Annotated in this window: 22 protein-coding genes; 9 read left to right on the top strand and 13 right to left on the bottom strand. The window is 60.8% G+C overall.

Going from position 1 to position 26,852, the window contains the following annotated elements; translation table 11 throughout:
* Positions 1-9 precede the first annotated feature (9 nt).
* Positions 10-468, bottom strand: a complete 459-nt coding sequence (locus EFQ99_RS11735; RefSeq protein WP_126921202.1) for a pyridoxamine 5'-phosphate oxidase family protein — start codon at positions 466-468, stop codon at positions 10-12.
* Positions 469-670: 202 nt separating this feature from the next.
* On the opposite strand from EFQ99_RS11735, the gene EFQ99_RS11730 reads away from it, so the two are divergent.
* Positions 671-1,489 (top strand): universal stress protein, encoded by an 819-nt coding sequence (locus EFQ99_RS11730; RefSeq protein WP_126921201.1) that lies wholly within the window; start codon positions 671-673, stop codon positions 1,487-1,489.
* A 61-nt stretch (positions 1,490-1,550) separates the two neighbouring features.
* Here EFQ99_RS11730 and EFQ99_RS11725 read toward each other — a convergent pair whose 3' ends face one another.
* Positions 1,551-2,813 (bottom strand): MgtC/SapB family protein, encoded by a 1,263-nt coding sequence (locus tag EFQ99_RS11725; protein WP_126921200.1) that lies wholly within the window; start codon positions 2,811-2,813, stop codon positions 1,551-1,553.
* Positions 2,814-3,052: 239 nt separating this feature from the next.
* On the opposite strand from EFQ99_RS11725, the gene EFQ99_RS11720 reads away from it, so the two are divergent.
* Positions 3,053-3,571, top strand: a complete 519-nt coding sequence (locus tag EFQ99_RS11720; protein ID WP_126921199.1) for a YidB family protein — start codon at positions 3,053-3,055, stop codon at positions 3,569-3,571.
* 52 nt (positions 3,572-3,623) lie between these two features.
* Here EFQ99_RS11720 and EFQ99_RS11715 read toward each other — a convergent pair whose 3' ends face one another.
* The 5 genes from EFQ99_RS11715 to speB all read right to left on the bottom strand — a co-directional run bounded on the left by EFQ99_RS11715 (position 3,624) and on the right by speB (position 10,153).
* Entirely contained in the window at positions 3,624-5,060 is a 1,437-nt protein-coding gene (locus EFQ99_RS11715; RefSeq protein ID WP_126921198.1) for an NAD-dependent succinate-semialdehyde dehydrogenase, read from the bottom strand.
* Between the two features lie 17 nt (positions 5,061-5,077).
* Complete coding sequence (gene ggt, locus EFQ99_RS11710) at positions 5,078-6,670, bottom strand: gamma-glutamyltransferase (protein ID WP_126921197.1); 1,593 nt, start codon at positions 6,668-6,670, stop codon at positions 5,078-5,080.
* Positions 6,671-6,687: 17 nt separating this feature from the next.
* Positions 6,688-8,070, bottom strand: coding sequence for an aspartate aminotransferase family protein (locus EFQ99_RS11705; RefSeq protein ID WP_126921196.1), 1,383 nt, complete (start codon positions 8,068-8,070; stop codon positions 6,688-6,690).
* Between the two features lie 115 nt (positions 8,071-8,185).
* Positions 8,186-9,028, bottom strand: a complete 843-nt coding sequence (locus EFQ99_RS11700) for a transporter substrate-binding domain-containing protein (protein WP_126921195.1) — start codon at positions 9,026-9,028, stop codon at positions 8,186-8,188.
* A 78-nt stretch (positions 9,029-9,106) separates the two neighbouring features.
* Positions 9,107-10,153, bottom strand: coding sequence for an agmatinase (gene speB / locus EFQ99_RS11695; RefSeq protein ID WP_126921194.1), 1,047 nt, complete (start codon positions 10,151-10,153; stop codon positions 9,107-9,109).
* A gap of 177 nt (positions 10,154-10,330) precedes the next feature.
* Between speB and EFQ99_RS11690 the strand changes: the two genes are divergently transcribed.
* The 6 genes from EFQ99_RS11690 (at position 10,331) to EFQ99_RS11665 (ending at position 17,460) form a co-directional block, all read left to right on the top strand.
* Entirely contained in the window at positions 10,331-11,029 is a 699-nt protein-coding gene (locus EFQ99_RS11690) for a GntR family transcriptional regulator (RefSeq protein ID WP_126921193.1), read from the top strand.
* A 33-nt stretch (positions 11,030-11,062) separates the two neighbouring features.
* A complete protein-coding gene (locus EFQ99_RS11685) occupies positions 11,063-11,788 on the top strand; it encodes an ABC transporter permease (RefSeq protein ID WP_126921192.1) in 726 nt (241 codons plus the stop codon).
* Positions 11,785-12,486, top strand: a complete 702-nt coding sequence (locus tag EFQ99_RS11680) for an ABC transporter permease (RefSeq protein ID WP_126921191.1) — start codon at positions 11,785-11,787, stop codon at positions 12,484-12,486. The genes EFQ99_RS11685 and EFQ99_RS11680 overlap by 4 nt, the downstream gene beginning before the upstream one ends.
* 12 nt (positions 12,487-12,498) lie before the next feature.
* Complete coding sequence (locus EFQ99_RS11675) at positions 12,499-13,302, top strand: ABC transporter ATP-binding protein (protein ID WP_126921190.1); 804 nt, start codon at positions 12,499-12,501, stop codon at positions 13,300-13,302.
* A 157-nt stretch (positions 13,303-13,459) separates the two neighbouring features.
* Positions 13,460-16,708 carry an adenylate/guanylate cyclase domain-containing protein gene (locus EFQ99_RS11670; RefSeq protein ID WP_126921189.1) on the top strand — a complete coding sequence of 1,083 codons (3,249 nt, stop codon included), beginning with the start codon at positions 13,460-13,462 and terminating at the stop codon, positions 16,706-16,708.
* A 71-nt stretch (positions 16,709-16,779) separates the two neighbouring features.
* Positions 16,780-17,460 carry a peroxiredoxin-like family protein gene (locus EFQ99_RS11665; protein ID WP_126921188.1) on the top strand — a complete coding sequence of 227 codons (681 nt, stop codon included), beginning with the start codon at positions 16,780-16,782 and terminating at the stop codon, positions 17,458-17,460.
* Between the two features lie 210 nt (positions 17,461-17,670).
* Here the strand turns inward: EFQ99_RS11665 and EFQ99_RS11655 are convergent, their stop codons facing one another.
* The gene (locus tag EFQ99_RS11655) at positions 17,671-20,517 is read right to left on the bottom strand and encodes a M16 family metallopeptidase (protein ID WP_126921187.1); all 2,847 of its coding nucleotides are present in this window, start codon (positions 20,515-20,517) and stop codon (positions 17,671-17,673) included.
* Between the two features lie 200 nt (positions 20,518-20,717).
* Here EFQ99_RS11655 and EFQ99_RS11650 point away from each other — a divergent pair, with 200 nt between their 5' ends.
* Complete coding sequence (locus EFQ99_RS11650; RefSeq protein WP_126921186.1) at positions 20,718-21,698, top strand: substrate-binding domain-containing protein; 981 nt, start codon at positions 20,718-20,720, stop codon at positions 21,696-21,698.
* Between the two features lie 72 nt (positions 21,699-21,770).
* On the opposite strand, the gene EFQ99_RS11645 is transcribed toward EFQ99_RS11650, so the two are convergent.
* The 5 genes from EFQ99_RS11645 to EFQ99_RS11625 are packed head-to-tail and all read right to left on the bottom strand — an operon-like array spanning position 21,771 to position 26,819.
* Positions 21,771-23,036, bottom strand: a complete 1,266-nt coding sequence (locus tag EFQ99_RS11645; RefSeq protein WP_126921185.1) for an ABC transporter substrate-binding protein — start codon at positions 23,034-23,036, stop codon at positions 21,771-21,773.
* Positions 23,037-23,061: 25 nt separating this feature from the next.
* Positions 23,062-23,898 (bottom strand): carbohydrate ABC transporter permease, encoded by an 837-nt coding sequence (locus EFQ99_RS11640; protein ID WP_126921184.1) that lies wholly within the window; start codon positions 23,896-23,898, stop codon positions 23,062-23,064.
* Positions 23,895-24,818, bottom strand: coding sequence for a carbohydrate ABC transporter permease (locus EFQ99_RS11635; RefSeq protein WP_126921183.1), 924 nt, complete (start codon positions 24,816-24,818; stop codon positions 23,895-23,897). Before EFQ99_RS11635 ends, EFQ99_RS11640 begins: the two co-directional genes overlap by 4 nt.
* Positions 24,811-25,992 carry an ABC transporter ATP-binding protein gene (locus EFQ99_RS11630; protein WP_126921182.1) on the bottom strand — a complete coding sequence of 394 codons (1,182 nt, stop codon included), beginning with the start codon at positions 25,990-25,992 and terminating at the stop codon, positions 24,811-24,813. The genes EFQ99_RS11635 and EFQ99_RS11630 overlap by 8 nt, the downstream gene beginning before the upstream one ends.
* Positions 25,989-26,819 (bottom strand): metallophosphoesterase family protein, encoded by an 831-nt coding sequence (locus EFQ99_RS11625; protein ID WP_126921181.1) that lies wholly within the window; start codon positions 26,817-26,819, stop codon positions 25,989-25,991. The genes EFQ99_RS11630 and EFQ99_RS11625 overlap by 4 nt, the downstream gene beginning before the upstream one ends.
* Positions 26,820-26,852 lie beyond the last annotated feature (33 nt).

The following is a 26,852-nucleotide window of genomic DNA, read 5'->3' as shown; positions in this document are numbered from 1 at the left end:
GCGATTGTCTCAGTCGACTGGAATCGCCGTTCGACCGGTCACTTCCCGAAGAGATATGCCGTAAAAAATGTGTTCGGGCAGCGAGCCCGGCGGCCGCGCCTGCGGCTTCAGCGCACCGATTTCCCACCAGTCGAAGTGTTTTTGCAGCAACGACCAGGCCTGCAATCTCTCACTGCGCCAAAGATCCGTGTCCGGAAACTCTTCGAACCGCCCATCGACGACGACGCTCGTCCAGCCCCTGCCCGTGCCGCGCTGGTCGATTTGCAAACAGACATTCTCGTTCGCGCGCATCCAATCGACCTTACGGCCGGGCATTGAAAAACTGTAGATCGTGCCCTTTGCATAGGCGAAATAGATCGGCACCACATAGGGCCGACCCTCGTTACAACAGGCCAAATGGCCAAATCGGGATTGCTCAAGAATGGTTGAGCATTCCGCCTGGGTCAGGTCTTTCAGAATGTAGCCCATCGGCATCTCTCCCTGCCGCCAATCGATCATATATTATAGTCTGATCACGACCCGTCGTTGATCGAGCGCAATGAGGCCGGTCGGTGCCCACCGTGAAGACGCTGCAGGTTCGCGACTTTTACGATGAGCCCGCTTTGATCTTCATCAAGGCGCAGCTCGCATGCGCAAGCGACACTCTCTGCATCTCGCAAGGACGTCAGCCATGAAAGCGCAATTTCACTTGCCCCTGACCACCTATCCAGACGCAAGCTCCTTTTCGCTCCTTCAGAATGCTGTCGATGTGTGCCTTCACCAGAAGGCGGATCTGACCGCAAGTATCCCGCTGGTCAGCCTGGAGCCGGTTCGTCCGCGTCTTTCGTCATTGCCTGACATCGAAACAATGCGCGCGGTCGAGCAATCCAGCAAGGACAATGGGGCCGCTCTGGAACAGACGCTTCGCGACTATGCGAAGCAGGCCGATGTCGCGGTGGAGATCCAGCCATTCGCCGTCAAGGAGCCGTTCGTCGCGCAAAGCCTGGCCGAGCTGTCACGCGCATATGATCTTTCGATCCTGGAAGCATCTGATCTCATGAGGCCGTTGATCGAGAGCGTGCTGTTTGAAAGCGGTAGACCACTGCTGCTCTTTCCCCCGGACAATTTCTGCGGTCGGGTCGATGCCGTCGCGGTCGCCTGGGATGGAGGAGCCACTGTCGCCCGGGCCTTGACCGGTTGCCGGTTCTTCCTGGAACAGGCCTCGCGCGTCGTCCTGATCTCCGTTGCCGACGACAAGCAGATCGACCATCTAAGCCGCGACCGCTTTGCGACCACGCTTCAAAAGGCTGGACTTTCCGTCGATGTCGCGGCTGTGCAGGCGAATGGAGAACCGGTCGCCGGCGTCATTCAGGCAACCGCCCTGGAGCGCAAGGCCGATTTGCTGGTCTGTGGTGCGTTCGGCCATTCGAGATTGCGGGAGTTCATTCTTGGAGGCGTCACCCGATCGCTGTTGACGCGCCTCGATATGCCCGCCCTTCTCTGCCACTGAAGTCTCTCTCATCCGGCGCTCGATGCCGCTGATAACACCAGCCAAATCCGACGACGAAGGCTTAAACCAGGAACAAGCCGGCAGTTCCGGCAAGGGTTGCGAAAACGCCGGCAATGGCGAGGCGAACTGCATAGCCGATGCTTCCCATGCTTGCTGCAAGAACAGTCTTGGCAAGGAGATTGGCAAAGGCCGCGACGGCTATGGCGCGAGCGGCCGCGTCCGCCGGCACCTGCGCGTTGGGCAATCTCGCAACGACGAGGGTTATCGCATCGAGGTCGCCCAGTCCCGTAATGAAAGCAAGAGCGATCAGCGACTGAGTTCCGAAGACGATCATGGTCATTCTCGTCACGACCATCACGACGGCGAGAACCAGCGCGAAACGGAGCACGACCATTACCTCAAGCGGGTTTCGTGGTGTAAAATCGGCGCCCTCATCGGCGCGGCGCGACAATGCAGAAAGGCCGGCTCCCACGGCGAAAACCGCCGCAGCGGCAGCGAGCGATGGAGCCAGCTCCAAGAAAACAGCCGGCGCAATGACGCCGCAAATCAAGAGCACCCGGACAAGGGAAACGGTTCCCGCCAGCATGGCACCCGCCGAGAGAAGTGGCGAGAGCGGACGCATCTGCATCGACTGGCGGGCAAAGGAAAGCGTCAAAGCTGTCGACGAGACGATGCCGCCGCTTGCCCCGGTCAGCAATATTCCGGCGCGGGCGCCGCTAAGCTTGATCAGGATATAACCCGCAAAAGAGACGCCTCCCACCAGGATCGTCATCATCCAAAGTTCAAAGGGATTGATCAGCTGCCAGCGATCGACCGCCTCGTTGGGAAGGATCGGCAGGATGACGACCGTCATCGTCAGCAGGATGAGGGCGGCCCTGAGCTCGAGCCAGGTCAATTGCCTGAGAAATCCATGCAACGGTTCCCGCGCCGCGAGAAGAACCGTGACGGCAACAGCGCTCGCCGCCGTTACCGTCATATCCGCAACTGCTGCGCCGAATCCGAGCGCAAAGACCATTATTGCTGCAATGGCGCCGGTGGCGCTGTAATCCTCTTCCCTGACGGCCTGCAAACGGCTGAAAAGCAGCACCGTGATGCAAAAGAACCCGAAGATGGCCGTCGGCAGAACCGGGCCGATCATGGGCTGCAGGAAACCGCAGAAGCCTCCGAGGAAGCTGGACAGGCCATAGGTGCGGATGCCCGCCACCCTTTTACCCGCGGCGACGTCACGATCCTGCCAGCCGCGCTCAATGCCGACCAGGATGCCGATCGCAAGCGCGAGGCTGAGCCGCTGGAATGCTTCTGTCGTCACCAATGATATCATCATTCGATGGTCCGGAACCGGCAGGCGATTTCGTTCAATATATTGCAATATGACATCCGCCTGTCACTGCATTGCGAAGGATCAATCGGGACCGCGGCAGCAGCAAAAACGCAGACGAGAACGGCGGGGCCGCATCGTTTCCCCTGATAAAACGATGTGGAACCTTTGTGCACTTGGGACATTGCCTTCCTGCAATCCGGCGCTCCAGAATTGGATCGCCCGCACCACAGGAGGATTTCATAATGATGAGCGGTCCATTGAAAGCGCTTCTCGCCGTTCTTGCCGTCGCCGGTTATCAGAACAGAGACAAGATTGGGGAGCTCCTGCGAGGTCTCCAGAACCCTCAGCAGCCGGGCGCGGGCCAGCAGCCGGGCGGGCTTGGCGGACTAGCCGGTTCGGGCGGTCTCGGCGATCTTCTCGGAGGGCTGACATCAGGCAGTATCGTCAGCGGTGGTCTTGGCGATCTCCTCAAGACCTTCCAGCAGAATGGTCACGGTGACAAGATGGAGTCGTGGGTAAGGCCAGGCCAGAATGCCGACATCAACGACGGCCAGCTTGCGGAAGCACTGGGTCCGGACGTTCTGAGCGAAATCGCCAGGAATACCGGTCTTTCGCATCAGGAGATTCTTGGGCGGCTGAGCCGCGATCTTCCCAAAGCGGTCGACGACTTGACCCCAGGTGGAACGGTGCCGAGCGCCGAAGACGACGTTTTGTCTTCCATGAGTCAATCAACCGGCTCCCCTCGCCCCGGCACGATCTGACTCCGAAACGACTGGCGCAACGATACGGACCAATTCCGATGACGGACAGTGGCTAATTAATAGCCTCGGTTACGAGCTTCGTATTGAAGAAGGCTTCCATGGCTTCGCTGCCGCCTTCCGACCCGTAGCCTGACTCCTTGATGCCGCCGAAAGGCAGCTCGGGTAGCGCCAGTCCGTGATGATTGATCGACAGCATGCCGCTTTCGATGTCGCGGGCAAGGTCTGCGCTCGTCTTGGCGGACGTCGTGTAGGCATATGCCGCCAGCCCGTATGGCAGGCGGTTGGCTTCCGCAATGGCAGAACCGTAGTCCGAAAATGCGCTGACGATCGCCATTGGACCGAAGGGTTCTTCGTTCAGCACGCGCGCATCTTGTGGAACGTCGGTCAGAACTGTTGGCTGGAAGAAGTTGCCGAGATTGCCGATCCTTTTGCCGCCGGTTGCGATCCTGGCGCCGCGCATGACTGCGTCGGCGGTCAGTGCTTCCATCGCTTCGACCCTTCGCGGGTTGGCAAGCGGTCCCATTGTCGTGCCGTCACTCAAGCCATCGCCGACAGTGACTGCCTCGGCGGCCTTGACGAAGCCGTCGAGGAATTTTTCAAAGACGCGTTCCTGGATGAGGAAACGCGTCGGCGCTACGCAGACCTGGCCGCCATTTCGAAACTTCGCGCCGGCCAATATCCTGACCGCAAGATCGATATCGGCATCATCGAAAACGAGCGCCGGCGCATGGCCGCCGAGTTCCATCGTGACGCGCTTCATGTGCGCGCCGGCGAGCGAGGCCAGTTGCTTTCCGACCGGGGTCGATCCGGTGAAGGAGATCTTGCGGACGACAGGGTGCGGGATCAGGTGATTTGAAATATCGGCTGGAATTCCGAAAACCAGATTGAGAACGCCCGCCGGCAGGCCTGCGTCGGCAAAGGCGCGAACGAGCTCGGCGCAGCTTGCCGGCGTCTCCTCCGGTCCCTTCAATATGATCGAGCAGCCGGCTGCAAGGGCCGCCGAAACCTTGCGCACGGCTTGGTTCAACGGGAAGTTCCAGGGACTGAAGGCAGCCACCGGGCCGACAGGCTCCTTGACCACCATTTGCCTGACATTGGTCGCTCTCGGCGGGATCAGGCGGCCGTAGCTACGCCGAGCCTCTTCGGCAAACCAGTCGATGGTGTCGGCAGCGCCGGCCGTTTCCGCTTTGGATTCAGCCAGCGGCTTGCCCTGCTCCAGGGTCATCATCATCGAGATCGCCGCGGAACGGTCGCGCAGGATCTCGGCAGCTCGGCGCATAAGTTTTGCCCGCTCGAACGCACTGACGCGACGCCATTGTTCAAAGCCGGCGGCGGCAGCCGCAAGCGCTTCGTCGAGATCACTTTTGCTGGCATTCGAAACGTGGCCGATGACCTCGCCCGAAGCGGGATTGACGATGGCGAGATGATCGTGCGAGCCGTCCCGCCAGAGGCCATTGATGTAAAGTTGGGTGTCCGGATATCCCGACATGTCTTTCTCCATCGCTGTCAGTAGCCGAGCGCGCAACCATCTTTTCGATGATCGGAGGCGCCGAGCAGCGTGTGGTTTTGATCGTCGATCCAGATCGCCTGGGCGCCGCCAATTGCCCAATTGGGAGCGACAACCTTGAAACCGCGCGCTTCAAGATCGTGACCGATGGCGGTCCGAAGGAGTGCTTCTGCCTCGACCGACGCCGTGCCGGGGAGCGGAAAGAGCCGGGGTAGATCGATGGCGCTTTGGATGTCCAGACCGAAATCGAACAGCTTGGAGAGGAAGTGGGCGTGGCCCATCGCCTGATAGTGCCCGCCCATGACGCCGAACGACAGGACAGCTTTGCCATGGCGTGTCACCAGCCCCGGGATGATCGTGTGCATGGGTCTCTTGCGCGGCCCTATCGCATTCGGATGGCCCTGTTTCACACTGAAGCTCTGCCCACGATTGTGGAACAACACGCCGGAGTTTGGCGCCATCAAACCACTTCCGTAGGAATGGAAGATCGAGTTGATGAAGCTCGCAACATTTCGGTCTTTGTCGACAACCGAAATATAGACCGTGTCCGCATGCTCGGCACCGTCGAGAGCCGCCGTGGCGTCGGCAATCCCGTTCATGTCGATCTTGCTGGCAAGACTATCGGCGAGTTCATCGGATAGCAGGAAGTCGACCGGAACATCCGATACCGCAGTGTCGGCAATCCACCGATCGCGGGCTGCATAGGCCAGTCGAGTGGCTTCGATTTCGATGTGCAGATTGTCGGCGCCGAGCGGATCGCCCTTGCGTTCGAAACGCTCCAGGATCTTCAGGATCATCAAAGCGATGATCCCCTGCCCGTTCGGCGGGCATTCATGCACGGTCCATCCTCGATAGGTCGCGCTGACTGGCTTCACATATTCGCCGGCGGCGGACGCAAAATCCTCAAGCGTGTGGAGCCCGCCAAGCGAATTCAGCCGCGCCACCATGTCTTCCGCCACGGGGCCGCGATAGAAGCCGTCACGCCCCAAAGCTCCTATCGTCTCCAGGGTCTGCGCCAATTCCGGCTGCCATTGAACCGATCCGACAGGCGGGACCTCGTCATCGGCCAGCAAAATGCGGCGCGTTGAGGGATCGCGCAGCAGCAATTCGCGTTGATTGGAGATGTCGGCGGCAACTCGCGGCGTAATCCCGTAGCCGTCGCGCGCCAACGCTATCGCTGGAGCTAGAATTTCGGCCAGCGACATCCTTCCGTGATCGGCGACCAGCCGCGCCCATGCATCCACCGCGCCGGGAACGGTCACCGCATGCGGCGACGATCGCTCGATCGAGGTGATCCCGTTATCCCGATACCACTCGAAATGCGCCGCGGCCGGCGTGCGTCCCGAGCCGTTATAAGCAACGACATCGTCATTTCCATTTGAAGCCAGCAGCGCAAAACAATCGCCGCCGATGCCGGTGGACCCGGCTTCGACCACGCATTGCACGGCACAGGCACCCACCGCAGCATCGATCGCCTTGCCGCCGGCTTTGAGGATTTCGATCGCGGTCAAGGTCGCCATGGGGTGCGATGTCGCTGCCATCCCATTGCGGCCGACGGCTATCGATCTTCCCGGTATTTCGAAGTTTCGCATGTCGTCGGTTCCCTTGTTCAGTAGAGGCCGGTCGCCCTGGCCCATGTGTAGGTGTCATCCAAAGCACGGGTAGAGCGGTCGAACAAATCGTTGATCTCACCCTCGGTGATGATAAGCGGCGGGCAAAGCGAGTAGTTGTCGCCAAGAGCGCGCGTGATGACGCCATGTACCTGGGCCTGCTTGCCCGCGTGAATGGCAATGCCGTCCGCTCGCTTGAACTGCTCTTTCGTTTCCTTGTTGCGAACCAGTTCGAGAGTGCCGATGAGGCCGCGGCCGCGGGCGTTGCCCACCAGCGGATGCTCGCCAAGTTCGTTCAATCGCCGTTGGAATACCGGGGCGACGTCCCTGACGTGGCCGACAATGTCGCGCTCCTCGTAGATTTTCAAGGTTTCCAAAGCGACGGCGGTCGCAACAGGATGGCCGCTATAGGTGAAACCATGTCCGAATGTTCCGATTTTCTCGCTTTCGGCAACGACTGCGGAATGGACCTTCTCGTTGATCATCAGTGCGGATATCGGCTGATAGGCTGCAGATAGCTGCTTTGCCATGACGATCATATCCGGCTGAAGCCCGAAGCTTTCGGAGCCGAACATCGTACCGAGCCTGCCGAAGCCGCAGATGACTTCATCGGCGATCAGCAGCACGTCGTATTTTTTGAGGATTGCCTGGACCTTCTCGTAATAGGTCGGCGGCGGGACGATGCAGCCGCCGGAAGCCATCAACGGCTCAGCGAAAAATGCACCGATGGTTTCCGGGCCCTCGGCGAGGATCATTTGTTCAAGCGAATCCGCACAGCGTGTCGCAAACTCCTCCTCCGTCTCCCCCGGGCGGCCGTAGCGATAAAATTCCGGGCAATCGGTATGCAGCACCCGGTCAATAGGCAGATCGAAATCGCGATGGTTGTTCGGAAGGCCGGTCAGGCTGGCCGAAGCGATCGTCACGCCGTGGTAGGCCCGCATCCGCGATATGATTTTCTTCTTTTCCGGCTTGCCGATGGCATTGTGATAATACCAGACAAGCTTCATGGCCGTGTCGTTGGCCTCGGAACCCGAATTGGCAAAGAACACTTTCGACATCGGCACCGGTGAAAGCTGGATGAGCCGGTCGGCAAGCTCGACTGCGGTCTCATGCGTCTTGCCGCCGAAGCTGTGATAGAAGGGCAATTCCTTCATCTGGCGGGTTGCCGCGTCTACCAGCCGTTGTTCACTGAAACCCAGCGACGCACAAAACAGCCCGCCAAGCCCCTCGATATATTTATTGCCGTCGCTGTCGATGATGTGGATCCCCTCACCCCTGGCGATCACCAGCGGGCCGTCCTTCAAGTGCTGCGAGGCGTTTGTATAGGGATGAAGAACGAAGGCGGCGTCGCGGGATTCGAGGGAATTGAGAAGGATGGTCACAGTGGTTCTCCAAATGATGGGTGTGTTTCGATGGCGACGCCGGGCCGGTCAGCCGGCGCGACCTCTCGGTGCGCCGGCTGCCAATCGCTGCCGAAATGGGAGCGCTGCCGCTTGATCAATCAAGCGTCGTCTTCATCCACTTCTGTGCGAGCTTGTTGATCGTGCCGTCCGCTTCGGCCGCTTCGATCGCCGCGTCGAACATCGACTTCAAGACGGTATCGTCCTTGCGAAGGCCCGCCGCGATGCCTTGTCCGAAGACCCCGCCTTTGAAGGTCGGACCCGCGATCTTGTAGTCTTTGAAGTCGTCCTTGCCGAGCGTTGCATTCAGTGATGTCTTCTGGGCAACGACGGCGTCGATACGGCCGGCCTGGAGGTCCAGATCATGCTGTTCGACGGTCTTGTATTCCCTGGTGTCGACCACGCCCTTGAAATAGGCGTCGAGAAAGGCAGTGTTGGCCGTCGACACCTGGGCGCCCACGGCCTTGCCCTTCAGGGCGTCTCGAAGCGGCTGCAATTCCTTCTCGACCTTCGCCTTGTCGCCGGCGAGATCAACCGTCGTCCCAGTTCCCGGCAGATCTGCGAGAGAACCTGATTTTTCGACCATGAAGGCGGCGGCGGTCGGGGCATAGGGCTTGCTGAACGAGATGACGGCAAGGCGCTTTTCGGTAACGATCATCGACGCCATGATGGCGTCGAACTTCTTCGCATTGAGCGATGGAATCAGCCCATCCCAATCCTGCGCGACGATAGTGCATTTGATCTTCATGCGAGCGCAAAGGTCGTTGGCAAGATCGATCTCGAACCCTGCGAGCTTGCCATCAGGACCGGTAAAGTTCCAAGGCTCGTATGCGCCTTCGGTTGCGATGGTGATCTCAGTCGGCTTCGTCTCAGCGACGGCGGCGCCAGCCGACAGCACGCCAAGCAGAGCGGACGTCAGCAAAAGTTTTGATACTTGCATATTGGCATTCCCCTTTTGTTGCACCCTGCCCTTTTCCCAAGGCAAGGCTGTTGCAGACTCCGCGCGTCCGGCGATTTGCTAGGACGCACGAATCTTGATTGCCTCGGCCGTCAGGCAGAGGATTTCGAATAAGACCTGCGCGGCAATCTGCGCCGTGTTTGAGGTTGGATCGTATTGCGGAGCGATCTCCACGACGTCGCCGCCAACGATGTTCAAACCTGAAAGACCGCGCAGAATTCCGAGCGCCTGGGCGGATGTCAGCCCGCCCACTTCTGGCGTCCCAGTGCCGGGCGCAAATGCCGGGTCAAGCGAATCAACATCGAAACTGATGTAGGTCGGGCCTGATCCGGCAATCTCTCTCGCCTTTGCGATCACGCCCTTGATGCTGAGGTCACCGACTTCTTCCGCATGGATGACGGTCATGCCCGAGGCATAGGAGAACTCCCACAGATACTCGGAATTTCCTCGAATTCCGATCTGAATCGTCCGCCTGGGATCAAGAACACCGTCGAGAACCGCCTGGCGGAAGGGCCCGCCATGATGGAATTTGCAGCCCTCAAACGAGCCGCCTGTATCGCAATGCGCATCGATGTGGATCATCCCCACCGGCTGATGCCTGCCCACGGCCCTCAGAATGGGAAGGCTGACCGAATGGTCGCCGCCGACCGCCAGCGGCGCGACGCCAGCTCCAATCAAGCGATGGACAAATCGTTCGATATCTCGGTGGGATGCAGCAAGATCAAAACGGCTGGCGAACGGGACATCGCCCACATCAGCAACGCGGGCATGGGCAGTCGGGACGGCTCGCAGGACGTGATCGTAGGGACCAACCCGATCGACATTGCGTACGGCTCTCGGCCCGAAACGTGCACCCGATCGGTTCGTTACCCCGAGATCCATGGGAATTCCAAAAAGCGCAATGTCCAGATCCATGAAATCCGGCGAGGCATCGGGACGATACGGGGCCTTCAGCAAGGTCGGAACACCGCAGTAAGGAGCCTGACGACTGTCGCCCTCACCGAAGACCAGTTCGGCGACCTTTCCAAATTCCGGATCGAACACTTCACCGCCTGAAGCATTCAAAAAGCGCTTCCGCAGTTCGTCAAGGCTGAGAATCTCCGGCATCGGACCTCCATGTGTTCTGTCTCTTCAAGCCGCGACCAAAAAGCGGAAGAGGAGCCATTGCTTGTTGTCGCCAACATTGTATACATAATCGTATTCTTCTTGATCGAGCAAGAGGAAAAACGTTATGGTGTCACTCGCCGAGACCGGTGAATGGACCAGAAATGGAAGGGGAATTGATTGGCACCGACCAAAACGGAACAGCGAGGATCGTTGCGCGAGAGCACCTATGCGCAATTGAAGGACCTGATCCTCAGCGGCCAACTTCGCCCCTCCGAGCGGCTTTCTGAAGTTACGCTTGCCAAACGCTTCGGCGTCAGCCGAACGCCGTTGCGTGAAGCGCTGATGAAGCTCGAAGAGGAAGGGCTGGTCGTCGGGCAGCGGAATTTCGGCTACACGGTGACCGATCTCGACGTCACCAAATTCTGCAATCTGCTGGTTGTTCGCGAAGCGCTCGATGTTTGCGCGGCGCAGCTCGCCTGCGAGATGGCGAGCGAGGAAGATCTCGATCGGCTTCGCGGCGTCATCCTCCAGATGGAAGAACTCAAGGAAACGACCAACGAGGCACCGTCGGACGCCGCGCGCAATCTCGATCTTGGACTGCACATCCATCGCGTGATCGTCGAATCGACCCGGAACGAGGCCCTCGTGAGGGCGACGGATCAAATTTACCAGCAGCTTCGCCTGGCGCTTTGGCTTGAAGTGCTTTGGGTTGATCTGGAGCACACCGATCTCGACGAGCACCGGGCGATCGCAGACGCCATCTGTGCACGCGACAAGGAGGCGGCGGCCATCGCAGCCCGGGCGCATGTCCAAAGCTCGCTCAAGAACATGTCGAAGCTTCAGCGCATTTGGGCGCACCGGCGCGCTGCCGAGTGAAGCAACCCCGATCCTTCACCAAGAGGTCCACGCATGGCATTTATCGGTAGTTACCTCACACTCATCGGTTTCGGGCCGACCGGTTGGGGCTGGCTGCTTCTGACAGCGGCGGCCATGACAATCGGTGTGTCCGTCTGCGGCTTTCTGGCTGGAACGGTCATCGGCTCGATCGTCACCTTCATGCAGCTGTCCCGCCACATGGGCCTGCGCTGGCTTGCCGACTGCTACACGACCGTCCTTCGCGGCGTACCGGACCTTCTGGTCATCTATCTCTTCTATTTCGGCGGCAGCGCGTTCCTCGGATCCATCGGCGGCCTGTTCGGGTATCAAGGCTTCATCGGAATGCCTGCCTTTTTGACCGGGACCCTGGCGCTTGGCGTGGTTTCGGCAGCCTATCAGGCCGAAGTATTTCGCGGAGCCTACAGATCGGTCGCACGCGGCGAACTCGAAGCCGCCAGCGCCGTCGGTATGCGGCCATGGCCCAAATTCAGGCGTATCGTCGCCCCGCTCGTCCTTCGTTACGCCATTCCCGGTCTTGGAAACACCTGGCAACTCGTATTGAAGGAATCGGCGCTGATCTCTGTTACCGGCCTCGTCGAGCTGCTGCGCCAATCGCAAATCGCCGCCGGCTCCACCCGACGCCCCTTCGAATTCTACCTGTCGGCGGTCGTTCTCTATCTCGTCGTAACCTGGTTCTCCTCGATCGTATTCAGGCGAATGGAAGCTCGAACGACCCAGGGCGTAAGGAGAGCGCTATGACGGATATCGGCTTCATGTGGGATACGTTTCTCACGCTTCTGACCGGGGTGCCCCTCACCCTCGAGCTCGCAGTCACTTCCATCGTGGCAGGAAGCATCCTGGCGCTTGCCATCTCGCTGCTGGCGGTGACAGGCGGCGCAATGGGACGAAACGCAGCCGGCGCCTATGTCTTCGTCTTCAGAGGTTCGCCTCTCCTCGTCCAGATGTTCCTGATCTATTATGGCCTCGGCCAGTTCCGGCACGGGTTGCAGGACCTCGGGCTCTGGTGGTTCTTTCGCGAGCCTTATTGGTGCGCGGTGCTGGCGCTCACGCTAAACACGGCCGCTTACTGCAGCGAAATTTTCCGCGGCGGTCTCAGGGCCGTCTCCAGCCAGGAAATCGAAGCGGCGCGCGCCTGCGGGATGTCGGGTGTTCTTCTGTTCAGACGGATCATCCTGCCGATCGCCATCAGGCATGCGCTGCCTGCCTACGGCAATGAGATCATCCTGATGCTCAAAGCAACGGCACTCGCGTCTGTCATCACGATCATGGAAGTCACCGGCCTGGCCGGAAAACTGATCGCCGACAGCTTCCGCGCCTTCGAGATCTTCATCGTCGCAGGGGCGATCTACCTTGCGATCAATTTCATCGTTACGCGCATGCTCTTGCTGGTCGAATTTTGGCTTTCGCCGCACATGCGCATGCGGCTGCAATCTTAGATGGGAGTGTGGATGTCTGGCAGGGGAACATTTTCGGCGAGCGAGAACAAAGACAAAAACGCTGCCGTTTCGGTCAAGGATCTTCGCAAGTGCTTTGGCCCATTGGAAGTCTTGAAGGGCGTTTCGTTCGAAGCGCATGAGGGCGATGTGATTTCCATTCTTGGTTCGTCCGGATCGGGCAAATCGACGATGCTCAGATGTCTCAATATGCTCGAAGTTCCCGACAGCGGGGAAATCCGTATCGGCGGCGAGGTGTATGGCCTGAAGAAAACGGGGCACAGAACCGTGCCCGCCGACCGCAGGCAGGTCGATCGGATGCGCGAGCATATCGGCATGGTGTTTCAGAGTTTCAATCTTTGGTCGCACATGACGATCCTGGAAAACCTGATCGAAGCGCCGGTGCACGTCCAGAAACGCGACCGTGCGGAATGCATTGCCGAGGCCGAAGCTCTGCTTGAACGGGTCGGTATCGCCGACAAGCGAAATTTCTATCCCGCGCACCTGTCCGGAGGGCAGCAGCAGCGCGCTGCAATCGCCCGTGCGCTGGCGCAGCGCCCGAAGGTCATGCTGTTTGACGAACCGACCTCTGCGCTTGATCCCGAACTCGTCGGCGAAGTGCTGAAGGTGATGCGCTCGCTTGCCGAAGAAGGCCGTACCATGCTTGTCGTGACGCATGAGATGGGGTTTGCGCGCGACGTTTCCAATAAAGTGGTGTTTCTCCACAAGGGTGTCATCGAAGAAACCGGCGCGCCTGCCGAGCTTTTTACGCAGCCGAAGTCCGAACGGTTTCGGCAGTTTCTTGCGGGGACGAGGTGACGTCGTTTGAGGGCCACGAGCATTCTACCCGACACGTCGTCGCCGCTCGTTTAGTGCTTGCGGGCTCGGGGCAGCAGGTTCATGCTGGTTCCTGTTTTGAAGCCCGCTGCGCGGCTGAATAGCCAGAACAAAGTGGGCTCTTCGTGAGACGCGTGCGATGGAGTGCGCCGGCTGCGGTTTCGATATTCAAAGCGGGTTTGCTTTCTGTCCGCGATGCGGCGCAAAGCAGCCGCTCTCCTGCGCCGCCTGCGGCTGCGCGTGCCAAGCCGATTTTGCCTTCTGCCCGCGATGCGGCGCGTCGCTTCTGGGCAAAGCGCAGCCAGTCCCGAAGCCAAGTACCGAGGTGGCGGCACCGGAAAAATCAGACAGCGATGCCGACCGGCGGCCGGTGACGGTGCTCTTTGCCGATCTCTGTGGCTTCACGACGCTGAGCGAGCAAATCGACCCGGAAGTCATGCGGGTGCTGCAGAACGAATTGTTCGAAGAAATGACCCAGGCGGTCGAGACCTATGGGGGCTTTGTCGACAAGTTCGTCGGCGATGCGCTGCTGGCGCTGTTCGGCGCACCGGTCGCACACGAGGACGATCCGGTTCGGGCGCTCAACGCCGCACTCGTTATGATCAATCGGGCCACCCAAGTCGGCACGCGCTGGCGTTCACGCGCCGGCGTGCCGCTGCGGCTGCATATCGGTATCAATAGCGGCCCGGTCGTCACCGGTGGTTTTGGTGCGGTCAGTACAAAATCGTATTCCGTGACCGGCGACACGGTGAACACCGCGCAGCGCCTGCAATCCATGGCCGGCGAAAACGACATCCTCGTCGGGCCGCTGACCTATCGCCTCACCCGCCATGCCTTCGCCTTCGACAGTCTCGGCGCGCAGACGTTGCGTGGCAAAAGCGGAAACGTCCAAGTCCATCGCCTGACAGGGCTGTTGGAAGCGCCGCATACGGCGCGCGGGCTCGAAGGTTTCGGCCTGCAGGCGCCGATGATCGGACGGGATGCTGAGCTCTCACGGTTGCTGACATGCCTCGATCTTGCCTGCGGCGGCGCGGCCCAGCTTGTCCGCCTGATCGGCGAAGCCGGTATCGGCAAGTCGCGGCTGGTGAACGAATTCGTCGGAGCCGCCGGCAATGCCGCCCGTTTCCAGGGCCTTGCCATCCGCCAAGCCACCTGCTCTCCCCTCGGCGAACAATCCTATGGCACGCTCGCCGCAGTCGTGCGCAGCGCCTATGGCATCGGCGAGCGGGACGATCCTGAGAGGACGCGACAACTGCTGGCAACGGGATTCCGCGCTCTTGGTCTGACGCCGGAGGACGTCGAGGGACTGCTGCCGCTCTTTCTGCACATCCTCGGCCTCGGTGATCCCGATGGCACGTTGCGGCATATCGAACCGGAGCAGCTACGGCGGCAGATCTTCTATGCGGTCCGTACTGTCTTCGAGCGGCGGCTGGGACAAGGCCCGCTGCTGCTTGTCATAGAGGATCTGCATTGGGCGGACGCCGCCTCACTTGAAGTGCTTCGCTTCATGATGGATCGGCTGGAGCGCAGCCGGCTGATGCTGCTTGCGATCTACCGGCCGACATCGCAGACCGACCCGCTGAATTCCAATCGTGTCAGCGTCACCGTGCAGCGCCTTGGTCCGCTCGCCGCCGCCGACGGCCAGAAACTGCTTGCCGCCTTTTTCGGCGAGGCTCACGGCAAATTGCCGGTCACGATGCGCAAGCGCATCCTCGATCGAGCCGGCGGCAATCCGCTTTTTATCGAAGAAATCCTTCGGGGGCTGATCGACATGGGCACGTTGCACCATGACGGTCAGCATTGGCACGTTGCGGCCGAAGACACGGATGTCGATATCCCGGTCAATCTGCAAGCGCTGCTGCTTGCCCGCGTCGATCGTCTGCCGCAGGAGATAAGACGGTCGGCGCAGGAGGCGGCCGTGGTCGGCCCGAAGTTCGATACAGCGCTCCTGCGCACCGTCGCCACCGATCCGGCCGGCATCGATGCTGCATTGGATTATCTCTGCGATGCCAACATCATCGAGGAATTGCGCGGCCCCGATGCCGCCGTATCGCCGGGCTATCGCTTCAGCCAGACGCTGATGCATGACGTCATCTACCATAATCTCCTGCTGCAAAGGCGCACGGAGCTTCATCGACGGATCGGCCAGGTTCTGGAACGCCAGTATGGCGCGGCGCCCGACCGGCCCGAGCATCTGGCGTTGCTCGGCCATCACTTCAGCCTGACCACCGAAAAGGCCAAAGGAGCCGCCTATCTGATGGCGGCGGGCGATCTGGCACGCAAGACCTACGCCAATGACGACGCAATGCGCCTCTATCGCCAAGCGCTTGCCGCCTTCGCAAACGAGGCGGAGGTGACGACGGAGCAACTGGCGCTCCTGGAACGTCTTGCCGATCTCTGCGGCCCTGTCGGCCTGCGCGACGCTGCCTTGAACCATTACCAGCGAGCGCTGGCGATCCACCGCACCAAGGACGACCCTATCGCTGCCGCGAGGATACTGCGAAAGATCGGCCGTCTGCATCTCGATGCAGGGCGGCGCGATCAGGCGGAGACGCATTGCGCCGAGGCCGAAGCGATGATCGCGACGATAGATGCACCGGTCGAACATGCGCATCTTCTGCAGGAGCGCGGCCATCTGGCCTTTCGCATGGGGGATCAGGCCGCTGCCGCCGAGTGGGCGTCGCAGGCCCTGCAACGACTGCAAACGCTGCCGATCGACGGAACGACCGAGGTCGGACGGGAGGCAGCGCGCGCGATGGCTGAGGCGCTGAACACCAAAGGTGCGGCGCTGGCGCGGCTCGGGCGTCGCCGCGAGGCCGTGCAGGAAGTGGAGCGCAGCCTCTCGGTCGCCGAAAAGGCCGATCTGCAAAGTGTCGCCTGTCGCGCCTATTCCAATCTCGGCGTTCTCTACACGATCGTCGATCCGGGCAACGCCATCAAGATCTGCCGGCGTGGACTGGAGGTCGCGACCCGTATCGGCGATCTCGGCTTCCAGGCACGCCTTCTCGCCAATCTCGCCGTTTCCTGCTGCACTTTCACCGATCGCTGCGCCGCAGAGGGTGTGCCGGCCGCGGAGAAATCCGTCGAAATCGACCGGGCGCTCGATCAGCGCGATCATCTCTCCGTACCGCTGATCGTGCTCGGCCAGATTCATCAGTGCCATGGGCAGCCGAAGCTAGCTCGTAAGTATTACGAGGAAGCTCTTGAGGTCGCGAAGGAAATTGACGAACCGCAGCTGCTCTTTCCGTGCTATGATGGCTTGGCGACACTCAGCCTTGAGCATGACGATATGGACGAGGCAGAACGGTACTTTACGCTGGCGCAGGATGTATGCATCCGCCACAACCTCGATCCCGGCACACTCGTCGTTTTGCCGTTTCTCGACTGACTGTCCTCTTTGCAAAGACTGCCGGAGATCGATGAGGAGAATCGATTCCAATATATAGGGAGGAACGAACCATGCAGGAGAACCACGCCGAAAGACCATTGCAGCCGGGAGATCGCGCCCCGAATGTGGTGCTGGATGCGATCACCCGCCAAGGCAAGGTCGCCATCGACGATTTTCGCGGCCAGAAGCCGGTGCTCGTCGGGCTGTTCCGCGGACTGCATTGCCCCTTCTGCCGCCGGCAGATCGCCGCCATGGCCGAACTCACCGATGCATTGCAGGAGAAAGGCATCGACAGCCTGACCGTCGTCAATACGCCGATCGACCGCGCCCGCCTCTATTTCCGCTACCACCCGCTTCCCAATCTGCTAGCGGCCTCGGACCCGGAAAGGGTATCGCATAGGGCCTTCGGCCTGCCGAACCTTCAGTTTACTGAATCCGAGAATGACTGGCCGCACAAAATCAGCATGAATGCGGTCACGTCGATGCGCATCGACATGCCCGACGAGCTTCCAGCGCCTATGGATCTGATGGCAGCGGTGGAATATCTCGACAAGGCGGACGGCTATGAATTCACCGAGGATGACACCCAGATGATCGCCACCGGCCACGGCCAACTTGTCGGCGAATTCCTGCTCGATCGAGATGGCGTCGTGCGCTGGTGTTTCACCGAAGTCGAGGACGGCGGCCGCCATATGTTCGGCGGCCCCGCCCCTCGGGAAGTGATGTCGGCAGCGTCGAATATGGCTGTTTGAAGCGAATGACCTCTTAGCTCAGGGATCATTCTTGCATTGCTGGCGCGATAGAGCGCCAGCAACAGCTGATCTCGCCGTTTCTTGCGGCGAACACATCCGCCATTGCGCTCTACAAAACGCTCGATTTTACGCTTCGCTCGGAGATGAAGATGCGCATCGTCGAACGCCGATCCTGAGCAGCGAACAATAACTGCAATTGCGCCGTGCCCACTATCGTATGGTCGCCGGCAGCACTTCGAATCTCCAGAATTTTTCCGGGGTGAAATAGGTCGCGGCAAACTCGCGGATATCTCCGGCGGTGACCTTTTCGTAACCGCTGAGATTGTCGCGTATCAGGTCCAGGCGACGCGGATCGGTCTCAGCATGATGCAGATATTCAATCCAATATTCGTTGCCCTGCTGCCGATGCTTCGCGGTCTCGATGATGGGTTCGCGGGCACGCGCGAGTTCGTCCGGAGAGACATCTTGCGACCGCAGATTGTTGGCGATCTCGTCGACAAGTGCATAGAAACGCGCGACCTTTGCAGGGTCCGTCTCAACGTAAAAATAGGCGTAGCCATAGTCCGGAACGCCCTTTGACAGGGCAACGTTGCCCTGCACGGCGTAGCTTGCTCCCTCGGCAATGCGAAACTGATCGATCAGCCTGTTTTGGAAAATCTGGACGGCGATATTGGCGGTGAAGGAACGCGGCAGATCGGACAGCAAATCGCCAACGGGAGCCCCTACCGCGGCGGCAGCGTTATCCGGCCTACCGTTATGGGTCTGCAAAACAGGCTTCTTTGTCGTCTCCGGAAAATGCACGCCGTTCCGCTCGCCGCTCGACGCAGGCTCCGGGCGCGGCGGCAAAGCGCCAAAGGTTTCAGCTGTCAGCCGGATTGCGTCGTCCACCGTTACATCGCCGACGATGGTGATATCGATCGGGCCATTGGAAAGCACAGGCCGGAACAGCGCTTCGAAATCCTCCGGTTTGGCGGCGGACAGCCGCGCCTGATCGGGGAATATCCAGCGCGGGTCGCCCGAATGCACGAGACCTGCGAAATCGCGGCTGACAATCCCGCCGGGGGTTGCCTCATATTGATCGAGGCCGCTCAAATAGGCCTGCTGCACGCGCTTGAATGCTTCGGGGCGGTACGCGGGATCGGAGGTATAGGCTGTCATCACCTGCAGTTGCGTCTCAAGATCTTCCGTCCGCGTATGACCGTCGAATTTAAAGGAGCTGTCACCTACCGAGAAGTCGATGCTGAAGACGCTGGCCGTCAGCGCTTTCTGCATATCCTCATAACCCATAGCCTTCACGCCGGACAGCACAACGGCCGGCGATGACCAGATCGGTGCGTCACGGTCGTTCGGCAGCTCCAGCCGACCGCGGCCGATATCTTCACGCACCAACACTTCGTTGGCACGCAACTTGGTCGGCTTGACGGTAAGCCGCACGCCGTTGGAGAACCGCACCATGGTCAGGCCGAGATCGTCGACGGTGCGGCGCTGGACTACAGCGCCCGGCTCGCCGAAATGGGTGTAGGGCCAGGCGACGTCAGCTACGTTGGATGGTGCCGAGACGGCGATGGCGTTTGAAGCATCGTAGATTTGCCGAACTTCCTCTGCTCCGCCTTGCGGCGATTGAGCCGTCTGCAGCACCACCTGCGGACCGTTGCCGGAGAAAGCTTGCTGCAGGGCCTGATTGACCTCGGCCGCCGTGAGGCCGCTCGTCATCGTCTCGAAGAGCGAGAGGTCTTCGCCAGGTGAGGTGAAGACCTGGTTCTCATCGACGTTGCTGGCCAGAATGGAAGCGATGTCGGTGGTCGTGCGCGTTGCGGCTCCTGCCGCAAGAGCTTGCAAGGCCGAGCGATAGTCGCGGATTTCGCGATCGATCTCGGCCTGCGCCGCGCCGAACTCCTGGATACGGCGCTGTTCCTGGTCAATGGCGTTAAGCGCCGCCTGCCATTTGTCCGGCTCGGCGTTCGCCGCGATCAGCACGACATGTGCGGAATCGAGGAGATCCCGGGAGCCTATGCCCGCACTGATGAATGGAGCATCCACCTTGCTGGCAATAGTGCTCACCCGGCGTTGGAGCACCATGAGACCAAGATCTTCAACAAGCTCGCTACGGCGTTTGGCGAAGCTGTCCGGCGCGGCGTCGTAGGGACGCGTCCAGGCAATCTGTATGCTTGTCATGCCGCCGGGAACAACGATGACTTCGGCGCTTTTGCCTTTGGTCTGCAGCGTACCGAGATCCGGTCTTGCCGGCGCCGGCGCCACAGATTTCCAGTCGCCGAAGCGCTGCCGGATTTCGGTTTCGATAGCGGCAGGGTCGATATCACCCACCACCATCAGCGTCGCCCGATCGGGCCGGTAGTTGGCCCGGTAATAATCACGGACAAGGTCCACAGGCGCATTGCTGATGATGTCGGCTTTGCCGATCGGCTCGCGAATCGTCGCGCGCTGGCCGGCCAGCAATGAATTCATGATCCCGAGTGCGGCGCGGTATTGCGGCGTATCGCGCATCCTTTCTTCCGAGAGAATGACCCCGCGTTCGCGATCGAAGGCGCCGGCATCAAGCGTCAACTCGCTCGCCGTCTCTCGCATGAGCATCAGGCCAGTCGAAACCGTGTCTGCATCGACCTCGGGCAAATCGAGCGTATAGACGGTCTCGTCATAAGAGGTATTGGCATTGGTGTCCGGTCCAAATGCCAAGCCTTTGCGCTGCAGGATACGGATCATCTCTCCTTCGGCGACATGCGTCGAACCATTGAAGGCCATGTGCTCGAGAAAATGCGCCAGCCCTTGCTGGTTGTCGTTTTCGTCGAGCGAGCCGGAGCCAATACGAAAGCGGATCGCTGCCTGTCCGGGCGGCGTCACATTGCGCATGATCGCAAAGCGCATTCCGTTGGCGAGGGTGCCGAAATGGACTTGGGGATCGGCTTTGAGATCGCTTTGCGTTTGTGCCCATGGCATGGACGGGGCGTCCGCATAGGCTGGTAATGCGAAGTTTGCGACAAGGGAGACCGCCGCAAGCAAACACCAAGCCGTCGAGTATTTCATTTTTTTGTGAGACATGTTTTCCAGGCGAGCGCGCAAAGAGGGTAGATAGAGTCGAGCCGAACTATTCTACAGGTTGCATTTCGGATCAACTTCCATGTGTGCCAATAGATAAGAAGTCGATAACTTAACCTAGCCGTCTCGCCAAGTGTCAGACCAATGTCATTGAACCTGCCTAAAGGCTTGCGCCTCGGTGCTGTCACTAGGAGGTGTCTTCGATGGCCACATTGCAACAGGTCGCGTTCCGCGCCGGCTGCTCGCTGGCAACCGCAAGCCGCGTCCTCAACCGCAACGGACCGGCAAGCGATCTGATGGTGCGCAAGGTTCGCCGCGCCGCCGCCGAACTCGGTTATCGCCCGGCCGGCCCTTCAGTCGGCCGGGTCGGGCGCAGGCCCGTGGTTGGCGTGCTGATCCCCAGCATCACCAATCCGGTCTTTGCCTCGTCGCTGTCGAGCATCCAGAACCGCATGCTGGTGGCAGGCCATGGCGTGTTGATTGCCCAGTCGAATTACGATCCGGCGCGCGAGGCCGATGCTGTCGCGGCGCTCCTCAACGACCGGCCGACCGGGCTGATCCTCACCGTCTGCGATCCATCGACCAGCGAGGCGCTGCTTGCGAGGCTGCCGCCGACCGTGCTGCTCAACAACCTGCCGACGGCGCAATTTCCGGCGGCCGTCACCGCCGACAATCGTGGCGCGGGCCACGAAATTACCACCTTCCTGATCGGAATGGGCCACCGCCGCATTCTCTTCCTCTCCGGCAATTTCGCCGCGTCCGACCGCGCGCGGCTTCGCTATCAAGGATATCTCGACGCCATTGCGGAAAACGGGCTCAGTCCGCTCGATGCGGTGCAGATCCCCTTCGTCAACGGTTATGACCAGCTCGATCTGAGTGGCGTGATGTACCCGCTTTCTCCGACTGCGATCATCGCGTCCAACGATCTTCTCGCACTCGGCGTCATCGGCGCGCTGAAGCGCGAGGGGCTTTCGGTACCGGGGGATATTTCGGTCGCCGGCTTCGACGGCATCGCCATCGGTCGGCTGATCGATCCGCCGCTGACAACGATCGAAATGCCGGATGCCAGCATGGGGGCAACGGCCGCTTCGCTGCTGCTCGACATGGCGGAGAATGCCGCCCCTGCCCGGCACCTCGACGTCGCCTATACGCTGCGCCGCGGCGGCACGGTGCGCGCCATCTGAAGCTTGCAAAACAGGAAGGCCGCCACACGCTCAGCGTGGCGGCCCTTTTTCCTGTACCTGATGAGGAAGCGATCAGCTGCGCGGCAGCATGCCTTCGACGTCAGCGGCCGCGTCGTCGAGCGCTTCCTTCGGTTCTGCCGACTGGTCGACGATGCGCGAGAGGTTGTCGACGATCGTCTGCGTAACCTTGACGCCGTTCGAGCCGGGGAAGGCATACCAGGGGATCATCACCGGCATCTGGCTGAGGCCTGCCTGGAACAGCGGGTTCTGCTTGTAGAAATCGCCGAGATATTCGGGCGACTTGGCGGCCAGTTCGTTGTTCGGGACATAACCGGTGCCCGGCACGACGACGGAGGCGCCGTAAGGGCCGGCTGCGAACTTGGCGAACTTCCAGGCGGCATCCTGCTTGGCGGCATCATGCGTCAGGATGACGACGGCGTTGCCGCCCGTCGGCAGACGGCCGTTGACTGGATCGATCAGCGGGATCTTGGCGGTGCGCAGATCGAACTTGTTGCCGACATTCTTGATCGTGTTGCGCAGCGCGCCTGTCGTCTGGAATTCGAAACCGACCTTGCCGGCCGCGAAGGCCTGCTCACCGGCGGGCTTGGTGAAGACGGGCATGCCGCCTTCGGTAGCCAGGCGATGCAGGACCTCGACGGCCTTCTGGCCTTCCGGACCGTTGAAGGCAACCTTACTTTCGTCATCGCTCAGCATCTTGCCGCCGGCGCCGAAGAGCAATGCGGAGAACATCCAGTCGTCTCCCTGCCAGCGGAAATCGATGCCGTCGACGCCGTTGCCGAGCGCCTTGATCTTGCCGCCGAGCGCGATGACCTCATCCCAGGTCTTCGGCGGATTTTCGGGATCGCCGCCGGCCGCTTTTACGAGATCGGCATTGTAATACATGATCGGGTTGGAGGTGGCGAAAGCCAGGCCCACCTGCTTGCCCTTGACCTGGGCGAGCTTCAGGATCGTGTCGGAGAAGCCCTGCTCGGCCATGTTGCCGTCTTTCTTGACGAGCGGGCCGAGATCGACGGCGACGTCGCGCTCGTCGAGCATGCGCAGACGGTTGAGGCCGATGAAGGTGACATCGGGCATTTCGCTGGTGCCGACCTGGCGAAGGATCGTCTGGATGCCTTCTTCATAAGTTGCCGAGGGGCTGGCGAACTGGATCTTGATGTCAGGGTTTTCTGCCATGAACTTCTTCGAGATCGTGTCCATCACGTCCTTGAAGAAACCCGGCATCGGGTAATGAACCGTCAAGGTCGTCTCGGCATGCGCGGGAAGCGCGATTGCCAAGGATACCGCCGCTGCGGCGAGAAGCTGGGTGATATGTTTCATCGCTCGTTCTCCTGGTTGAAGCCGGTCAGCCTTTGAGACCGGTCATGGTGATGCCCTCGACGAAACGCTTCTGCGCAAGCAGGAAGGCGGCGACGAGGGGAAGGGTAATGATGAGGGTCGCCGCCATCAGAGCGCCGTAGTCGTCGCCGGCTTCGGCCGCGCGGAAATACATCAGGCCGAGCGGCGGCGTTGCGTAGTCCTGCTTGCTGATGACGATCAGCGGCCAGTAGAGGTCGTTCCAATGGGCAACGACCGAGAAGATGGCGAAGGCGGTGACCGCCGGCCAGGCATTCGGCACGATGACGCGGGCAACGATGCCGAGCTCCGACATACCGTCGAGACGGGCGGCATGGATGAGATCATCCGGCATGGCGCGGAAGAACTGCAGGAACATGAAGATCGCGAAGACCGAGATGGTGAAGGGCGCGACAAGGGCGGCATAGCTGTTGAGCAGCGAGGCGCTGTTGAACGCAACATAGAGCGGCAGCGCGGTCGCATGGATCGGCACGAGAAGGCCGAGCATGACGAGCACCATCATCGCCCGGGCGGCGCCAAAGCGCAGCTTTGCCATGGCATAGGCGCAGGGGATCGCCACCAGCACCTGGAAGAAGAAGATCAGCCCGCAGACGACGACGCCGTTCCACAACAGCCGCGCCATCGGCACCCGGCTCAAGGCCTTGGTAAAATTCTCCACGTAGGTGAAATGTGCAGGGATGAGCGACAGCGACGACGTGAAGATGTCGCTCTGCGCCTTGCCGGCCGCCGAAATCATGAAGACGTAAGGCGACAGGAAGATGAGCGCGCCAAGAGAAAGCAGCGTCAGGCGGACGATCCTGCCGAGGGGAAAAGCATTCGTCATCATGTGTAATGCACCTGGCGATCGAGAATGCGGTACTGCAGGAACATCAGCACCACCAGGATCAGCAGGAAGACCACCGTCATCGCCGAGGCATAACCGACGCGCAGGTAGACGAAGCCTTCCTGGTAGATCGTGAAGAGCAGCACTTCCGACGCCTTGTTGGGGCCGCCGTCGGTCAGGGTCTTGACGGTCTCGAACACCTTGACTGCATTGGTGATGCTGATCGTAATCACGAAGAGCGTCGTCGGCCCGAGCATCGGCCAGGTCACCAGCAGGAAACGGTCGAGCGAGGATCTGGCGCCGTCCACTTCGGCCGCCGCGTAAAGCTCGCGCGGGATCGCCGTCAGCCCGGCAAGGAACAGCACCATGTTGAAGCCGGCCGATTGCCAAACGCCGATGATCGACAGGCTGTAGAGGACCGTGCCGGAGCTGCCCAGCCAGTTCGGACCGGGAAGGCCTGCAAGCGCCAGCAACGCATTGATCGGGCCGATTGTGGGATGGAACATATATTGCCAGACGGTCGCCATGGCGACGATCAACGAGGCGACAGGCAGGAAATAGGCGGTGCGGAAGAAGCTGCGCGCGGCAGTCTCGCTCTCGATCAGCATGGCGATTCCGAGCCCGAGAAGGATCGAGACCGGTGCCACGATCGCCGTGTAGACCGTCGTATTCCACAGCGACTTGCGAAAGGTGCGATCGGTGATCAGGTGCGTGTAATTCTCGAAACCGACGAAACGGAACTTGCCGTAGCCGAGTTCGAAATCGGTGAAACCGAGGACGATGACTGATACAACCGGCAAAAGCACGAACAGGAAAAGCAGGATGATCGCCGGCAGCACCAACATCCAGGCGATGCGGGACTCGCTGCGTCGATGAGCAGCGGCGAGATTGGTTGGCACCGCCATGGAAACGACGCTAGCCATGCGCCTTCTCCCGCTTGATGTCGCTTGCAGCGATCCCGCTGCCGGCTTCAGTGCGAGCGGCCAGTCGGTTGCCATCTTCAGCGAAAGCCATTGTCCTGGCTGCCGACAGTCGCAGCCCGACCGGATCGCCGGCAGCAAGGCCCGCAGCTTCGGACGGCTGAACCTTGGCGATCACGGTCTCGCCGATCGCATCGAGGCGGCAATAGAGGATAACCTCCGACCCCAGGAACTCGACGCGCTCGATGCGGGCGGCAAGCCCGTCCTGGCGGTTCCTGTCTGGAAACACGAACTCGGGGCGAATGGCGAGCGTAACCGGCATTTTGCCCGCAGGCGGGTTTTCCAGCGTCAGGCGCAGGTCGCCAAAGGCAACCACACCATCCTCGGCTTCCGCCGGCAGCAGATTGATGCGCGGCTGGCCGATGAAGCGCGCGACCTCGATATGGGCGGGATCGTCGTAGATGACTTCGGGGCTTGCAATCTGCAGCAGCCGGCCGCCCATCATCACGGCAACACGGTCCGCCATTGAAAGCGCTTCCGCCTGGTCGTGGGTGACATAGAGCGTCGGCACGCCGGCGCGGCGATGCACCTCGACGATTTCGCCGCGGGCGTGGACGCGCAGGTTGGCGTCAAGATTGGACAGCGGCTCGTCCATCAGGAAGATGCTCGGCCGGCGCACCATGGCGCGGGCGAGCGCCACGCGCTGGCGCTGGCCGCCTGACATCTGGCCGGGCTTGCGGTCAAGCAGGTGGTCGATCTTCAGCGATGTCGCCATTTCCCTGACGTCGCGGGCGATCGCCGCACGGGTAGCGCGCTGGCCCGGGATCAGCGATCCCACGAAGGGCAACCGCTGCATCCTCGAAAGCCGGCGCATCGCCAGGGGCACGGCAATGTTCTGCGAGGCAGTCAGATGCGGATAGAGCGCGTAGGATTGGAAGACCATGGCAATGTTGCGGTCGGCAGCCGCGACGCCGGACATGTCCGTGCCGCCGATCAGGATCTCGCCTTGATCGGCATGGTCGAGGCCAGCAAGCACACGCAGCAGCGTGCTCTTGCCGCAGCCGGATGGACCGACCAGCGCGATGAATTCGTCGGCGCCGACTTCGAGGCTGACGCCGTTGAGGATTTGGTTGCCACCGAAGGCCTTGGTGATGCCGCGAAGCGAGAGCGCACTCATTCGACGGGCTCCCGCGGCTTGACCGCCTGCGGATAGACCTCATGCACGACATCGTCGAGGACATGCGCCGTCATGCCGGGAACGGCAACGATCGTGCTTGCGACTGACGTATCGAACTCGTGGACGACGGCGCCGATCAGGCGCTCGCCCGGCATCTCCCGTTCCATCTCGTCGATGATGAAGGCAGCCGAGGGACCCCAGGTCAGCTGGGTATTGTCGAAGCGGCCCTGCCAGGCCCAATGGAGATGGCCGCTTGCAAACAGCGCCACGTCATGGGCCTCGATCAGATCATAGAGCCGCCGGCGTTGAGAGGGACGAACACTCCAATAGCCGGTATCGCCTTCATCGGGAGCATCGACGAACAGCGGCTTGTGCGCGAAAAGTGCCACGCGCCGCCCTGCCCTTTCGGAAAGCGCCTCGGCCAGCCATTCGAATTGGGCCTCTTCTTCGTCGTCCTCATGGCCGAGAAGCAGCGAGTTCAGCCCGACGAAGCGCCAGCCGGCAGTATCCTCCAGCCAGCGGTCGTCGCCGGCAAGGCTGCGCCAGCGCGCCAGTCGCTCGGCATTGACGGGCTGATCGGATTCCTTGAAGTGGCCGACGTCATGGTTGCCGGGAACGATCAGCATCGGGATCGACACCTGACGCATCAGATCCATCGAGAAGGTGATATCCTCGTCCTTGTCGGCCCCGTCGACGGTGAGATCGCCGGTGTGGACGATCAGGTCGGCGCCCGTTTCCTCGATCCATGTCAGGAGCGGCGCCCAATTGCCGTTGAAATGCGGCTTGTTCGGGCTGAAATGGGTATCGGTGATCTGAATGATTTTCATGGGGCGCGCGTCTCCGAGACCTTGGAAACGCTG

It is taken from the genome of Rhizobium vallis, assembly GCF_003985155.1.
Lineage (GTDB): Bacteria > Pseudomonadota > Alphaproteobacteria > Rhizobiales > Rhizobiaceae > Rhizobium > Rhizobium vallis.
The sequence above is the reverse complement of the archived record's forward strand: the minus strand, read 5'-3'. Positions and strand labels throughout refer to the sequence as shown.